This window comes from Komagataeibacter oboediens, from assembly GCF_003207815.1.
Classification (GTDB): domain Bacteria; phylum Pseudomonadota; class Alphaproteobacteria; order Acetobacterales; family Acetobacteraceae; genus Komagataeibacter; species Komagataeibacter oboediens.
The window spans coordinates 1-14,938 of record NZ_NKTX01000052.1 but is presented as its reverse complement, the minus strand read 5'-3'; the positions used below and the strand labels follow the sequence as shown (position 1 = coordinate 14,938).

Sequence of the window (14,938 nt, the reverse complement as noted above, 5' to 3'; positions counted from 1 at the left end):
GATCGTAGTGCGCCCACAATCTCACGCAGACGATCAGCGGACAGCCCTGTGTCGAACTCCAGCCGCACACCGTCCGGAAAGACCAGGCTGACGGCTCGGTCGGACAGCGTTCCCTGTTCTCTCCGACGCTCCAATGGCTGCGGCTCGGGGGCCGGGGCCACCATGACAGGTATGAACGATGTCCCGCCTTTGGCCCGAGCCTCTCGCCGCCAGCGAAACACCAGACTTGGATGGATCCCATACTGTGCAGCCACCTCCCTTATGGGGCGTCGGCTCTCGTAGGACGCGATGACCACTCGCGCGCGAAATTCAGGGGCGTGCCAGCGGCGGCGATCCGAAACGATCTCGATCCGCGAGGCGCCCGCCAGCCTGTCCCGCTCGCCTGTCTCTCTACCGCTCCTTTGGAGCCTCTCTGCGGTACTACCTGCGACACTCGCAGGTAGTACCGCGTCCCTATCTCTTAAATCGCTCATGCTTCATAGCTGAACCAGACCAGAAGTATTCAGCAAGGCGTCAGTCGCCGGGAGCTTACGGTAAAGCAGCTTTTCGCCCGCTTTATAGCCGCCATTATGCGTGAAAGGACAGATGCTCTGGAGGCTATTGCCAGCTCGGTGGAAAAACAGATCACCGCGCTGTCTTTTCGTCCGTTTACGCCGCGACAGGTTCGACGGATTCTGGGGATCACCAACCAGGAGCGTCTTTTCTGGACACGAGACGGGCGCTTGCACCAGACAGGAACAATCCTGAACAATCAGCGCGGCCAGAAATTCAGAGTTCCTGTATATTGTGCCGAGAGAATTGGATGGCTCAGTCAGAACCCAGACATGATCGCGGCATGGCGTGACGAGGATGCTCGCATCCTGACTCAAGAAGGCCTGTCCGATGCAGATCTTTCCAGTTAATCCGCTCCGATTCCCGGTGAAACGAAAAATGGCCTCTCCCGTCCCTTCGCCTGATTTTATTCTCATACAACAGCGGCGACGTCAGCGTTCTGTCTCGGTATCCCGCCTTATGGAATCCGCACCTCTGCGGGAAGATGTAATTCAGGCAATAGCCAAGACTGAACTCCCTGCCCCCAATCCGGAAGACCGCATTCGTGCGGATGGATTTGAAACATTCCTACGTCTGGTACCTTCCGCTGGCCGATTACCCGCTGCGCCGAAGGCGCGGGGCGACTATCTTGAGGAACTGTTTTCGCCCCTGCTATTAGAAGCTCTCGCCTATGTGGATACAGCCCGCGATTTATCGGACACGCACGGGGTCGAGGCGCTCATGGCCTTGCTTCAGGCCTATATTTCCGCGCAATGGACAATTGGCGCGCGTGACGCCGCCATGCACTTGTATAGCGCATCAAGCCCGAACGCCTGATTGACAACATAGTGGCTAACGCGCGGGCGCGTATCCCCGCCCGCGTGTTTCGAAGATGAAGACACTGAGTGACCTACACTTATTGGATCGGAGCGACAAGTTTGATTGGCATCAACAAGCTCTTCGTTCCATGCAGGCCGGCATCGCGTTTCGAGGAATTGGGCGTTCCTCTCACTTCGCGCATAATGGAATGAGACCCTTGATTGATGATGGCCCCGCGCGAGCGGGTTAAAAGGGAACGCTGTAACGCTCTGGCTGGACAATTCTATTCCGGGAGCCAGTCAGCGGCTGCTCCCGCAACTGTATGCGGTATGCCACCAGTTCGTTCACCTGCGGGTGAGCCACTGTTTCCCTTGGGGAATGGGAAGGCATGAACTGGCTGGCCATGATCCGTGAGCCAGGAGACCTGCCATCGTCTGCAAACCACGTCGTCGGGCGGGATGCACCGAAGGCAGGAGATTTCCCATGCGTCATGGGAAGACCAATGCGGCCGATCAATGCTCCCGATGTTTCCTGTTTCTGGCGGAGACATCGTGATGCGGCATCGTAGGACCGCCGCGTTTCTGCCAACCGGCCTGGAGCGCCCGAGTGTTGCTGAAGGCTCGTACTGGGCCCCTCAGGCCGGGGCGGCAGTGGGAAGCGGGCGCGACAAGAACTTCATGGAAAACGTCCATGGCGTAGATAGCACCCTCGCCGCTCATTCCCATGGCGCGCATCTCGGGGCATCAATCATGCGCTTTTCGATCCGAATTCTCCGATAAATCCGCCGATGTTCCATAATTTTAGTCACGTACGAAGCGACGAAAGACACATCATGAATATTGCGCAAAAAGCAACCTGTGTCTCGTTAATACTCAGTGTCATGATTGGAGGGGCTGCTGTTCACGCACAAGTTCCTCCAGCGACAACAGTTCCGCCCGCCGTTCTGGGGCAATGGGTCACCAGAAATCACAAGGGTGTTTTCGAGATCACACGGTGTGGCGACCATTTGTGTGGAAAGCTGGTTGGCCTGAACTATAGTGATGACATCCCACGCGACCAGACGGGCCGTTCGGAATGTGGGTTGCCCATGCTGCGGGACTTTGTGCCGGATCCGGATCAACCAGATCGGTGGAACGGGTCCATTCTCGACCCCAATACCAATCATGTCTATCAAGCGCGCATGTGGGTTAACCAGTCCGGACAACTCAAGCTACGGGGCTATCTTGGGATTCCGATGTTCGGACAGACACAGACATGGCTTCCTTATCGCGGTCATATCGGCCCGAACTGCAAAATGAGCACCTGATCGGCGTGGTGCCTGGTCAGGAGAAGATGCCCATGCGCCTTGAGACGGGGCATGAGCATCTATCAGTTTATTATCCGATATCTTTCTGGGACGGCATGCCATTCTGGATAAGCAGTTGGCGCAGCGCCATGATAACTGGAAAGACCTCCTGATTCCGGTCGCCGTCCTGCTCCCGCCAGGCCTGCTGCTCCAGTTCAACAATTTCGCGATCTTCTGTGAAAACACGCTCCGTAAAGGCGATCAGCAGCGGCCACGCCAGATCCAGTAAAAATGGTATTTTCAACCTGCGTATGGAGAGCAGGCCAAATACCCGGTTGATCAATTCTTCCCGGTCCTGTGGCACATATGCAATCCACAGTTCCATGACCGGTTCATCAATCCCCTCCGTCTCGATCCGCAATGTCTGATAGGGATACTGCGTGCGGATGGTCATGACATCCCGATAGGCAAAATCCCGGCCATCCTTGCGACGCTGCCCGTAAATCAGAGCCTCGCTCAGCGGCTGCCTGCCAGACGTGCGGGCAAAGGTATAGCGGGCCTCCACGAAATCCTCTCCCCGATCCATGCCTAGAAACCGTGGCTTCATGCTTCCGACCAGTCGGCTGTGCAGGATCTGGTGGTTCATGTCCATTAGGTTTTCATGCATGAAGCTGTAGTGACATTGCACGACTTTTCCAAACCGGCGGGTACGGTAATGGGGGTCGCGGACACGCGGAAAGTCCGGCAGCGCAATGCTATCGGATTTTTCCAGATCCCCCATGAACACAAAGATGAGGCCATCCTTCTCGCGGCATGCCCATGTCCGCAGTCGTGGCGGTTCGTTTTCCAGCTTCATGCCAGGGGAAAAACACTGGCCACGCCGACTGTATTTCAGTCCATGATATGCACAACGAACGAAATCTCCACACACTTCTCCCTTGCTGAGCGGTAACTGCCGGTGGGGGCAGACATCATCCAGCGCGAAGATAGCCCCGGCCTCGGGCCTGACCACCACAATGGGCTGCCCCGCGTACCGTACGCCAATTGTCCTGCCCCGACGAAGTTCACGCGACCATGCAACCGGATACCAGAAATCCGGATTGCTGCGGACACGACGGATATCCGGATGTGGCGAAGCAGCCCCATCCGGGGTGGCTGCTTCCGATGTATTTCCTGTCATGATCTTTTCAATGTCTCACGCTGTTATCAGCGCATGGGACAAAACGGATATCGTTTTCGCAAAAATCGCGGGTGGATGCTCCGCGACGTGCCAGCATGCGTCGGCTGGCCACGGCCACGATTTCGGACATTTTCCGCCGCAGGACGCTCATGATGTCCGGATCAGCCCGGCCATCCCTGTCACTTAACGCACCTGATGGCGCGATCATGAGACGATCCGGCCGATGAGAACGCAGCGTCTGTTCCACGATGCCTTGCGCCATGCCGATGTGGGTAGGCGCCGCGCTGCAGCTATCGACCAGCCCCAGCGAGAGCCAGCGATACGCCGGGAAATGCTGCAGGACATACGGGAAATCGCGATAGCCATGCACAACGTCCACATGCAGGCCGCCAAAAGGTAGCTGCAGCACGAAAGGAAGATGTCGCCCGAAGCCTCCGCTGCCCCCGACCAGAACAAGTGATGTGGCCCTTGATGCTTCACTGAGGACATGCCAGGCAACGTCCATATGGGTTAGCGTGGCTGCGGGCAGGCCAGGATGGGCAAGGATTGGCTCATCAATCTGGATCCAGAAGCATCCCGCGTTGTTCAGTTGTTCGAGGCACTCAATATAGGCAGGTAGCAGGCGCATCAGGCTCTGGCCGACACTGTCTCCCTTTGCCATGCCGCATAACGCAAGGAAACTGACCGGCCCCAGCAGAATAGGCCGGGTGCTGATACCCTGTTGTTCCGCTGCAAGAAATGCGTCGCGAGGCCAGTTGCGCGCAAGATGGAACGCCTGCCCCGGCCTGAGGATGGGCTTTCTGTAATTGCGGTGCATCGGATCACAGGCTGTGACTGTATTGTCGGTGCCCACGCCAAACATGCGGGCAGTCTGCACGACCCTGTCCCGCCATGGGCTATTGGCCGTAGCGATATGGGAAATGCCTGCCGCGTGCTGGCATCGCACCCCACGCATCTCGTCAGCATCGGGAAAACCAAGTGTCGCCGTAAGCAGTCTGGCGATATTCGGGAAGTGATCTGTGGAATACTGGCGCGCAGGTGCGCCTTCAGCCGTGCCATCATGGCACGCGGCTTTCTGCCATACCGGCATTAAGCTTCTCCCGCCTTCGGCACATCCCGTCCGACGGCTTGATATATGACGATGGCAGGTCTCCTGGCTTACGGATCATGGCCTGCCGGTTCTGCCTTCCCATTTCCTTTGCGGAAACAGTGACCCACCCAGTCGGGGTGAAATGAACCGGCGGCATACCGCCTACAGTTGCGGGAGCAGCCTCCGACTTGGCTCCCGGGTTCTTGACCCGGCCGGAGCGTGACGGCGTTCCCTATTAACCCACTCGCGTGGGACCATCGACTTGATAAGACTGCATTGTGCCTGAACCGGGCTGCCGGACGCAAGGTGTCATGGGCAAGATGCCCCGGCAGGCCGCACACGTTAACGGCACAGGGACCACGGAAGGACCGCGCCCGCGACCCGTCGGACCGTTACGCCGTACACGGTGCGCATGATGTCATCATCCAGAACCTGTGTGGCCGGACCATGGCGGATTATGGCACCATCATCCATCAGCACCAGTTCATCGCAGAAACGGGTCGCCAGAACCAGATCATGCAGCACGACGACGATCCCCTTCCCCTGCCCCGCCTGCTGGCGGAACAGGTGCATCATGGACAGGGCATGAGCGGGATCGAGCGCCGCAATCGGCTCGTCCGCCAGTATGACCGGCGTATCGGTCGCCAGCGCACGCGCCAGGTTCATGCGGGCCCGCTCCCCGCCTGACAGGTGGCTGGCCGGACGGGCACACAGGTCCTGCAGGCCGGTGACATCAAGGGCATGGTCCACCGCCGCGTGACGGATGGCATGGTCGCCCGCCTGCCCATGCGGCAGGCGTCCGAGTGCGACCAGCGCACGCACCGGCATGGGTGGCGGCGGCGCTCCATCCTGCGGAATGAAAGCAAGCTGTCGGGCACGCAGCACGAGAGGGATCTGGCCCATGTCGCGATCAAGAAGCCGGACATCCCCACGGTCGGGAGTCTCCAGCCCCGTCAGCAGACGCATGAAGGTGCTTTTGCCTGCGCCATTCGGCCCGATCAGGCCAATGACCCGTCCCTTCGCAAGGGTCAGGGACGCGGCCGAGACAACAGCCCGATCCCCACGCCGGAGCGACACCTCGCGTGCCTGCAGCAGGATCATGATACGGTTCTTTTCAGCATGATGACGCGGGCGAAGAAAACCGGTGCGCCCACCAGCGCCGTCAGCACGCCCAGTTGCAGTTCAGGCCCGACCGCCACCAGACGTACCACCATATCCGCCAGCAGCAGCAGCAAACTTCCCCCCAGAAATGACGGCAAGAGCAACCGCGACGGCTGGAATCCCACAAGCGGCCGCAACAGATGCGGCACCACCAGTCCCACAAAGCCGATCGCTCCTGAAACCGCCACGCATGAGCCCACGGCCAGCGCCGCGCCCAGCACGATACGCGTCTGGACGCCGCGCGGGCCATGCAGCTGGAAGCCAAGGCTTGCGGCCACATCCTCCCCCAATGTCAGCGCATCCAGCGCACGCCCGCTCGACAGCATGAGCAGCGTGCCGCACACCACACCGGGCAGGCAGATCCAGACATGGGTAAAGGTCCGGTCCGTCAATGACCCCATGAGCCAGTGCATGATCTCGAATGACGCATAGGGGCTGGGCACAAGGTTCAGCACCAGCGTCGTCAGGGCAGCGGCAAAACTGCTGAGCGCTGCGCCCGCCAGCAGCAGCACCAGCGTGCCGCCGCGCCCCACCAGCCCCATCAGCACGGCCGCCGCACACAGCGCCCCCGTCAGGCCGCCCAGCGGCAGGGCCGCGATGGAAACCTGCATGAGGCCGGTATAGAACACGCTGACCGCCCCGAGTGCCGCCCCACCTGATACCCCCAGGATGCCGGGATCGGCCAGCGGATTGCGTAGATAGCCCTGCAGAACCGCCCCCGACAGGCCAAGCGTCCCGCCCACCAGGATGGCCAGCAGGGTACGCGGCAGGCGCAGGCGCTCCACAATGATCGCGCCTGCGGTATGCCGCCCGGCCAGCAGGTCCGCCAGTGCATGTGAAAACATGATGCGGGTTTCTCCCCACATGAGCGAGGTAACAAACAGCCCCATGACACCAGCCAGAAGCATGACGTTCAGCAGCATGGTTTGATGGGCAGGTTTCATGGGGCGGACATTTCAAGGTTGTGCCGTGCGTTACGCAGCATGACGACACTATCCAGTGTCTGTGGCAGGCCACACAACCAAAGCCGTGCGGGCAGATCCAGATGATGCGGCCCGGCAAAGGCCTGCTTCAACGCCGGGTGATCCAGCATGGACTGTGCAAGGGACGTTCCCTTCCCCGAACGGTCAAGGATCAGGAGATCGGGTGGCCGTGCAATCAGCAGTTCCATGGAAAAACGGGAAGATGACTGGTGCCCCATGATCGTTGCGTAATTACGAAAGCCGGCATGGGCAAGGACATCATCCGGAAGCGAGCCCTTATGGGTGACAAAGCCGTTGGCAGCATAGACGGCCGCCGTAGGATCGGTGGCACTGCGCTCGACTGAAAGAGAGGCCAGGCGCGTGGCAAAGGCCATAGCCAGTTGCTGCCCACGCTCAGGAACGCCGATGGCGTTGGCGACCGTCATGATCTGGACCGGAATATCCGTCAGGGATTTGGCGGGTGGCAGGGCTACAACCTGTGCGCCCCCTTCCCGCCCCGCCTGCATCGCGACGGCCGCGGTATAGATGCCACCCAGCACGACATCGGGATGGGATGCCACGATGCTTTCCGCCGTGGGTCGCAATACGGGAGCCTGTCGTGCCTGTTCGCACAGCACCGCGCTCCAGCAATCCCGGGCGAGCGGCGTAATACCGACGATCTGGCCCGGTTCGGCCAGCAGCAGCAACAACTGGTCGGTGCAGAGATTAAGCGAAGCCACGCGCGGGAGAGCCCATGCCGGTGCCAACGGGACACAGGCAAGGAAACCCGCCATCATCCCTGCGACCACGCTTTTCATGTCAGTAATTCAGCATGAAGCCGCCATAACCGGCGCGACCAGGCTGCAGATAGCCGATGGGGTCCTCGAACTGGCGGTTCAGCAGGTTGTCGGCGCGGGCATAGACGGAAACGTAGCGGTTGATTTTGTAATTGGCAGCCACGTCGATGGTGAAATAACCATGCCCCTTGGCGCATGTGCTGCAGGACTCGCTGCCAATAACCGGCAGATCGCGCCAGCCACTGGTATACAGGATATTGCCCGAAAAGGTCAGGTCGCGAATGGGGGTCCATGTCGTATTGAAATTGAACTTGTGCTGCGGACGGCGTTGCAACTGGACGTCGTTCGTCTCATCCCGGGCGTGGGTCCAGGTATAGCTCAGGTTAAATTCCAGATTGCTCAGCGCCTTCCAGTTCAGGAAGGCTTCCACACCATACATCCGCGCCTTCGCCACATTGGCGTAGGAGTAGTTGTAGTCATATGATGAATCAATCGAAAGCGAGGACTGGATCAGGTTCCTGACCCGGTTGTCATACCAGGTTGCGCCGAAATTCAGACGGTCATGCAGCAGTTTCTGCTCAACACCCGCGTCATAGCCGATCAACTGTTCCGCCTTCAGGTTGGGATTGCCCTTTTCCGAATAACCCACACCCACCTGATTTGCGAATAACTGATACAGCGAAGGACCATGAAAACCGGAACCGGCGCTGGCCTTGATGATGGTTCCGGTGCCCGGCACATGGATTGCCGGGGCCACGCGCCATGTCACGTGGTTGCCGTAGCGCGAATTGGCATCGTAGCGAATATTGGCCGCGCCATACAGAATATGGTTCCAGTTCCCCTGATACTGCCCGTAGCCTGCGGTCGTATCCATGCTGGCGGATGTATCGTATCCGCTGTCCCACATGCTTGAGGCCGTATGGCTGGTATTGAACGTATCATGGAAATGTTCGGCACCGATCAGAAGCTGACCATACTGCTTGAAATTGAACGTGCCGTGCCAGTCCACCTTAAGTCGGCTGGAACGGTAATAATCCGGGTCGGGATTGACCGGGCTGCCGTAACTCGTGCCCGTCTCCGTCCAGCGGTTGCGGTTGGTCATGTAGCCAAGGCCAAGCACCTGATCAAAAAGCCCGTGAAAGGAAACCAGATGGGCCGTCCCGCGCACGATGGCCTCGTTCTGGTTGTTCTGTTCCCGCACACCCTTATCACCATACAGATTTTCACTTTGCAGGTCATACAGCGAATAGGAATGATAATTGCTCTGTATCAGCCGTGCGGTCAGGCCAAGATCGAAATTATGGGTGACGTCATAACCCAGCCTGATATTGACGCCACGGTTGTCATTCCGGTTGCCTTCATGCCGCTGCTGCCGGTTGGCCCCATAATAACGCTCGATATAGGAAGGGATATTGTTGAACCCATCCATCCGGTAATGGGAAAATTCTACATTATAATGAAAACGTCCCTTGCTGCCGCGTGCGCCAAAGGTCTGATTGAAGGTACCATACCCACCGCCTTCGATACGGACAAACGGCTTGAAACGGCCCTGCCCCTGTGCCGTGGTAATGTCGATAACCCCCGCCATGGCGTCGGCGCCGTACAGGCCGCTCTGAGGCCCACGCAGTATCTCGATCCGGCCCATGCCGTCGGTTACAAACTGACCGGCATCGAACATGCCATTGGTGGAACTTCCGTCATTGATGTCCATGCCATCCAGGCGGACCTTGACCTCGTTGGAATTATTACCACGCATGAAAATGGATGACGTGCCCCCTGGGCCGCCTGTCTGGACCACGTTCAGGCCCGGCTGGCGTGCCAGAATATCCGTCAGGCTGCGCCGCTGCTGGGTCTGGATCTGCTTTTCCGTGATGATGGTCATGCTGGTGCCGATATCATCGGTGGAGGTCGGCCGACGTGCTGCACTGACGCTGATCAGTTCGGGAAGACCCGTATCCCCCAACGAAACAACGGCTTTCGATTTTTTATTCTCGATGACGTACTGGTTGGCGGACTGTTTTTGCGGCGCGTGCTGTCTGACTGAATCATCGGCACGCGCCACTACAACCCCCATGGTCATCAACGTGGTGGAAGCAATCAGCAGATTACGGAATAGGATCATCTGGTTCAGGTCTCGCGGTCACATCATCGTTGCCACGAGAGCGCGCTGCCACAGGATTTCCGATCTGCACGGAATCCTGTAACACCACACCGTCAGGACACCCCGCCCGACAGTTCCCGGTCGCAACCATCATGACGGCAGGTCTCCTGGCTCACGGCGTAGCGTCCTGCACAACCTTCCCGGAAAACCGCGGTTTCCAGTGGCCCAGATCATGACATCCGGTAATGCGAGGACAGACCGTTTACAGTTGCGGGGGCAGCCGGAGCATTGGATCGTAATCCGCACTCTGTTCCCTTTTCATCCCCCCGAAAGAGGACACCGTCGGAACGGTTCTGATCGGATGGAGTATTCTTGTCAACCCGCATTCAATCTTTCAGTATCCTGTCAGGATTGCTGTTATTTTCAGCCTGATTGATGAATCACAGGATATTTCCGATGAAACGTATCACGCCTTCCATGCTGACTTCACTGGCGCTGGATCTCCGCAACGGCTGGAGCATTGGAACATTTGGTGCGATCGGCGAATTCCATCATGTTCCGGATGATAAGGTCTGCCTCACCTCATGTCCTGACGGGCTGGAGATCGTCACCCAACGCGGTGCCATACGCATTAGCCCCAGCGAACCCTTGCATGCCCTTGCGTGGGACTCTCTCGTCGGAAAAGGCAGACGCTGGCGGCACAGCATGGCGTTATGCGGCCCGTTACAACTGACTGCGAAGCATACCCTGAAGGTTCTGGGAAAGGATGCGGAAGCCGTCCGACCAGAGGATCGTGATGCGTGGCTGATTGATCTTGGAATTGGCGTGGGCCAGGTCCGGATGTGCGTAAGGACAGAAAATGCCCGCCTGGTCGAAGCCCTTGCTGTTGATACGGATGACCCATTGGCCGTCGTCACAGCAGCATTTGCGCTTCTGATGGAAGTCCAGCCCCACAGGGTCATGCTTTCACCTGCTGGCAGGCTGGAGGTCTACCAACCCATTCCCGCACCTGATGGAGACTCTCCGCTCGGCGCCCATACCCACCTGCTGCCAAAACTGGTGAGGTTGAAACGACCCTGCTCCGCCCTCGATCCCATTCCGGAAGGCTGGCAGCCTTTCCTGACACTTCATCCGGCGGCACCGTTCCGACCGTCCGATGATGATTCCCATGATTATGACCGGCTTGCCGATCTATCCTTTCTGCCGTTGCTTGAGGAATTCGGCATGGAGGAAGACCTGCAGGTTTCAGGCACATTCCAGGCCCATGTTCGTCAACATGGAACACCGGAAAATCTGAAAATACCCGCTACAAGACGTGGTCGCGCGCGCATGCATATCGAACTGCTTCGCATGGAAGCCCGGGGTCACGAGGGCATGGAGCGATTTGTGCCTGCCGACACGATCAAGAGCGCTACGGACTGCGGCTGATTCCATGACAGCGATCATGTTGCAGGGCACGGGATCCGATGTCGGCAAGTCCGTTTTGACGGCAGGTTTATGCCGGGTTTTCGCTAACCGTGGCTTGACGGTCCGGCCTTTCAAGCCCCAGAATATGTCGAACAATGCCGCCGTGACGGTAGATGGAGGTGAAATCGGTCGGGCGCAGGCACTTCAGGCGCAGGCCTGCCGTATTGCCCCTTCCACCCTTATGAATCCGGTCCTTCTGAAACCGGAAAGTGATCATACAGCGCAGGTTATCGTCCGTGGACGCGCAAAAGGACACCTGCACGCTTCGAATTTTATCGGTGGCCGGACCGCATTCCTGCCCGAGGTTCTGACCGCCTTCCGGACATTATGTAGCCAATCCGATCTCGTGATTGTCGAGGGCGCGGGCAGCCCGGCGGAAATCAATCTACGTCAGGGCGACATCGCCAATATGGGCTTTGCCAGAGCCGCGAATGTTCCGGTCGTCATGATCGGCGATATAGACCGGGGCGGCGTTATCGCGTCACTCGCCGGTACCCATGCAGTTCTTGATCCAGATGACCGTGAGTTGATCAAGGGATTCATCGTTAATCGCCTCCGGGGAGACGCCAGCATTTTCCAATCTGGGTATGACTTCATAGAAAAGTTTACCGGCTGGAAGGGGCTTGGCGTTCTTCCTTGGATAGACAGTATACGTGAACTGCCTTCTGAAGACAGTATTCCTGAAGATGTTGACTGTTCCGCGGCCTCACGGATCGAGATAGCCGTCCCCCTTATGCCCCGCATTGCCAATTTCGATGATCTTGATGCGCTGGAAGGTGAAACGCATGTAAAGATCACACGGATCCGGCCCGGGCAGCCCCTTCCCGCGTCCGCGCATATCGTGTTCCTTCCCGGTAGCAAGGCGACAATAGCAGACCTGCAATTTTTCAGGCGGCAGGGATGGGATATTGATCTGGCGGGACACGTCAGGCGGGGTGGATATGTATTCGGTCTCTGCGGTGGCTATCAGATGCTGGGACAGACCATAAATGATCCCGACGGAATAGAAGGAAACCCGACCACGATACCAGGACTTGGACTTCTGGAGGTTGATACCGTTCTGACCCGTGACAAGCAGATCTACCAGACTTCAGGCATGACGCTTTCCGATAGCGCGCGATTCAGTGGCTACGAAATTCATTGTGGGGAAACAGTTCGATCACATCACCGGGTCATGCCCCTAATCAGATGCGACGACGGACGGTTGGACGGAGCAATAAGCCCGGACGGTCGTATTGCAGGCTGCTATGTGCACCGTCTGTTTGACATGACTGGCCAACGCGCGGCATGGCTGGACAGATGGGGCGCACGCTCCGATGGACTGGGTTACACAGCGCGGGTGGAACGCGCCCTTGAAACCGTTGCTTCCACCATGGAAAGCAGTCTGGATATTGAAGGGTTACTGGCTATTGCCAGATGATCTTCTTTCGGTCTCAGGGCCTTGGTTCGTCAGGGCATCCAGACAGACAGGACAGAGACACCCTGCCTGATCATCCGTCGGAACCGGCAGGCCACGGGGCTTTTCCATGCACCAGCACGCACCTTCAGGCTGACATGAAAAATCAGCACCGCACTTTTTACACTTTATCATTCTGCGCCTTCTCGTTGTTACCATGACTGGATCAAACAGTCAGTCCGTTGGTTTGGCGTTCTGTCCGGGCCATCTCATGGTGGAGGGCATGCCAGTGTGCGAGATTGTTTTTGGCTTCCTGCACGAATGCCGAACGACGAACGGCCTTGAGAAACATACCCTGAACCAGACGGCCAACTCCGTATGTGGGCCGTTCAAACTGGATAAGCAACACTGCCCGATGATCCGATGTATTGTTCTGGACTTCATGAGGGTATGTGTCGTCAAACAGGATACATTTTCCATCCTGCCAGCATAACGTTTGATCGTCTATTCGTATCCAGCAATCCCTGTAGTCCTGCGGCACCTGTAAACCCAGATGACAGGTTAACAGCCCTTTGGTCACTCCATTATGCAGCGGAATACGCGCACCAGGTTCAAGGAAAGAAACAAAGGCCGAGTTCAGTCCGGGAATGGCCGCAGCAAACCGTGCTGTGCAGGGCATCCGCCGGCAGTTCTCCAGAACGCAGTTCCCGTAGCCGTAAAGGAAAAACGACTTCCACCTTGTATCGGGTGCAATACGCGTATGGTCTGGCGAAATATCGCGCAGAGCGGGAAAACTGCTTACCCCTTGCGTCATAAGGATCCTGAATTCCTCTATAATCCGGAACGCCCGCTGTTCCATGTTGGAAATCCATGGGAAAAGACTGGTATCAAGAACTGGCGTATCGGGAACAAGGGAATTGTGTGCAATCAGCGTGTTTAATAGAGGCCGCACTTTTTTACCAACCCGAATGATAAATGGCCGACCAGCAACAGCATCCGACATGAAATCTATCCTTCTTTAGCCATCCTTTGGTTGTTTTTTGTTACAAGATCCCGCATAGCTTGTGCTGGCGGAAAGAAATCGCTGTGCCCCACTCGACCAGACTGTTGGATGGCAGACCACTCCGCTTCCGGGAGGCTCTGCTCCTTCCACAGCAGTTTCCATAATAATTTCGCCCAAAGAGAACCCGATACGCGACCTGGCAGACGCGTATGGTCCTGCCGTATGGCTATTTTGCCGCACACACGTGTTCGGCCGTCACGTCCGGTCGGCATGTAACCAAGCCATATCTCCGTGCATAGTGTGGCATCGTCTTCGGAAGAGAAATAAACGTTCTGGTCAACCAGGGTCGTATCGACCGTCGCCCGCCAGGGCCGTGCCATACCAGGCAGAACCGATAATGGTGTGGAAGCCACGACACGGTAATGACTGGAAATCTGCTGTTCGGTAATGTTCTGATCAAGATAGGTTACCGATCCTGATGTCGTCCTTCTCCCAAAGCGTTGTACATGATCCATCAGAAGCGGAACTGGCGCATTGATTTCGCGTATGAATGTTTCATGACACCAGTCTTTACCATTGTGATGCGTCATGGCGGGAATCAACGCTTCGTCTGCATCCTCGGCATTACCTGAATACAGGAATATCCAGCCTTCTTTCTCCCTACATCCCCAGCCTTCCGCGCGCGGCGGCATTTCTTCCAGAACCATATCAGGAGAATAGCAACGGCCACTGCGTGCAAACTTGATCCCATGCAACGGACATCTGATAAAGGTTCCGCTGACCACGCCACGACTGAGTGGTACCTGACGATGCGTACACCGGTCATCAAGTGCGAACACCAGCCCTGCCTCTGGACGGACAATGACAACGGGTCTGCTGCCGCAATAAACCCCGATTGCTTTTTGATGTTTCAGAGCCTGATCCGAAAGTTTTTGAACAATACCAGCCTGTTGTGATTCATCCGTCTTTACGAAGAGATGGAGTGAATGGTGACATGGACTGGTATTGCCCGACGTGAACATAGCCGGGAAGGACTGCGATATCCATCGGATATGATGGACGGGGAATGGGCTTTGATCGTGCCATTTGTGCCCCCTGCGAAACGGGGCGGTCGCCCTCGCACGACGGATATGCGCGAGGTGGTCA

General features: G+C 57.5%; 14 protein-coding genes, 1 pseudogene and 3 riboswitches. Of the genes and pseudogenes, 6 read left to right on the top strand and 9 right to left on the bottom strand.

What is annotated here, in order from left to right:
- Positions 1-473, bottom strand: a 473-nt coding sequence (gene tnpA, locus CFR80_RS13875; protein ID WP_181418231.1) for an IS66-like element accessory protein TnpA, incomplete at its 3' end; no start/stop codon positions are given.
- 96 nt (positions 474-569) lie between these two features.
- On the opposite strand from tnpA, the gene CFR80_RS13870 reads away from it, so the two are divergent.
- The 3 genes from CFR80_RS13870 to CFR80_RS13855 all read left to right on the top strand — a co-directional run bounded on the left by CFR80_RS13870 (position 570) and on the right by CFR80_RS13855 (position 2,656).
- Positions 570-902: a hypothetical protein gene (locus CFR80_RS13870; RefSeq protein WP_258367815.1), complete on the top strand. Its 333-nt coding sequence runs from the start codon at positions 570-572 to the stop codon at positions 900-902.
- Positions 883-1,368 carry a hypothetical protein gene (locus CFR80_RS13865; protein WP_014106877.1) on the top strand — a complete coding sequence of 162 codons (486 nt, stop codon included), beginning with the start codon at positions 883-885 and terminating at the stop codon, positions 1,366-1,368. Before CFR80_RS13870 ends, CFR80_RS13865 begins: the two co-directional genes overlap by 20 nt.
- A 193-nt stretch (positions 1,369-1,561) precedes the next feature.
- A riboswitch (cobalamin riboswitch) is annotated at positions 1,562-1,796 on the top strand.
- A gap of 386 nt (positions 1,797-2,182) precedes the next feature.
- Positions 2,183-2,656, top strand: coding sequence for a DUF2147 domain-containing protein (locus CFR80_RS13855; protein WP_232275976.1), 474 nt, complete (start codon positions 2,183-2,185; stop codon positions 2,654-2,656).
- 70 nt (positions 2,657-2,726) lie between these two features.
- Here CFR80_RS13855 and CFR80_RS13850 read toward each other — a convergent pair whose 3' ends face one another.
- The 6 genes from CFR80_RS13850 to CFR80_RS13825 all read right to left on the bottom strand — a co-directional run bounded on the left by CFR80_RS13850 (position 2,727) and on the right by CFR80_RS13825 (position 9,947).
- On the bottom strand, positions 2,727-3,815 hold the full coding sequence (locus CFR80_RS13850; RefSeq protein ID WP_010516546.1) for an aromatic ring-hydroxylating oxygenase subunit alpha: 1,089 nt from the start codon (positions 3,813-3,815) through the stop codon (positions 2,727-2,729).
- A gap of 7 nt (positions 3,816-3,822) precedes the next feature.
- Positions 3,823-4,905: a uroporphyrinogen decarboxylase/cobalamine-independent methonine synthase family protein gene (locus CFR80_RS13845; protein ID WP_010516549.1), complete on the bottom strand. Its 1,083-nt coding sequence runs from the start codon at positions 4,903-4,905 to the stop codon at positions 3,823-3,825.
- A gap of 36 nt (positions 4,906-4,941) precedes the next feature.
- Positions 4,942-5,179, bottom strand: a riboswitch (cobalamin riboswitch).
- Between the two features lie 68 nt (positions 5,180-5,247).
- Positions 5,248-6,006 (bottom strand): ABC transporter ATP-binding protein, encoded by a 759-nt coding sequence (locus CFR80_RS13840; RefSeq protein ID WP_010516550.1) that lies wholly within the window; start codon positions 6,004-6,006, stop codon positions 5,248-5,250.
- Positions 6,003-6,989 (bottom strand): FecCD family ABC transporter permease, encoded by a 987-nt coding sequence (locus tag CFR80_RS13835; RefSeq protein WP_019086752.1) that lies wholly within the window; start codon positions 6,987-6,989, stop codon positions 6,003-6,005. The genes CFR80_RS13840 and CFR80_RS13835 overlap by 4 nt, the downstream gene beginning before the upstream one ends.
- Positions 6,990-7,006: 17 nt before the next feature.
- Positions 7,007-7,846, bottom strand: coding sequence for an ABC transporter substrate-binding protein (locus CFR80_RS13830; RefSeq protein WP_014106885.1), 840 nt, complete (start codon positions 7,844-7,846; stop codon positions 7,007-7,009).
- Between the two features lies 1 nt (position 7,847).
- Entirely contained in the window at positions 7,848-9,947 is a 2,100-nt protein-coding gene (locus tag CFR80_RS13825; RefSeq protein ID WP_010516556.1) for a TonB-dependent receptor plug domain-containing protein, read from the bottom strand.
- Positions 9,948-10,066: 119 nt separating this feature from the next.
- Positions 10,067-10,285: riboswitch (cobalamin riboswitch) on the bottom strand.
- A 76-nt stretch (positions 10,286-10,361) separates the two neighbouring features.
- Between CFR80_RS13825 and CFR80_RS19915 the strand changes: the two genes are divergently transcribed.
- Positions 10,362-11,354, top strand: coding sequence for a DUF6925 family protein (locus tag CFR80_RS19915; RefSeq protein WP_232275983.1), 993 nt, complete (start codon positions 10,362-10,364; stop codon positions 11,352-11,354).
- 4 nt (positions 11,355-11,358) lie between these two features.
- Entirely contained in the window at positions 11,359-12,813 is a 1,455-nt protein-coding gene (locus CFR80_RS13810) for a cobyric acid synthase (protein WP_029329738.1), read from the top strand.
- Positions 12,814-13,015: 202 nt separating this feature from the next.
- Here the strand turns inward: CFR80_RS13810 and CFR80_RS13805 are convergent, their stop codons facing one another.
- Entirely contained in the window at positions 13,016-13,792 is a 777-nt protein-coding gene (locus CFR80_RS13805) for an aspartyl/asparaginyl beta-hydroxylase domain-containing protein (RefSeq protein ID WP_010516562.1), read from the bottom strand.
- A 5-nt stretch (positions 13,793-13,797) separates the two neighbouring features.
- Positions 13,798-14,814, bottom strand: coding sequence for a Rieske 2Fe-2S domain-containing protein (locus tag CFR80_RS13800; protein WP_258367814.1), 1,017 nt, complete (start codon positions 14,812-14,814; stop codon positions 13,798-13,800).
- Between CFR80_RS13800 and CFR80_RS13795 the strand changes: the two are divergent.
- A pseudogene (locus CFR80_RS13795) lies at positions 14,779-14,938 on the top strand (IS5/IS1182 family transposase); the annotation flags it as partial. The gene CFR80_RS13800 and the pseudogene CFR80_RS13795 overlap by 36 nt on opposite strands.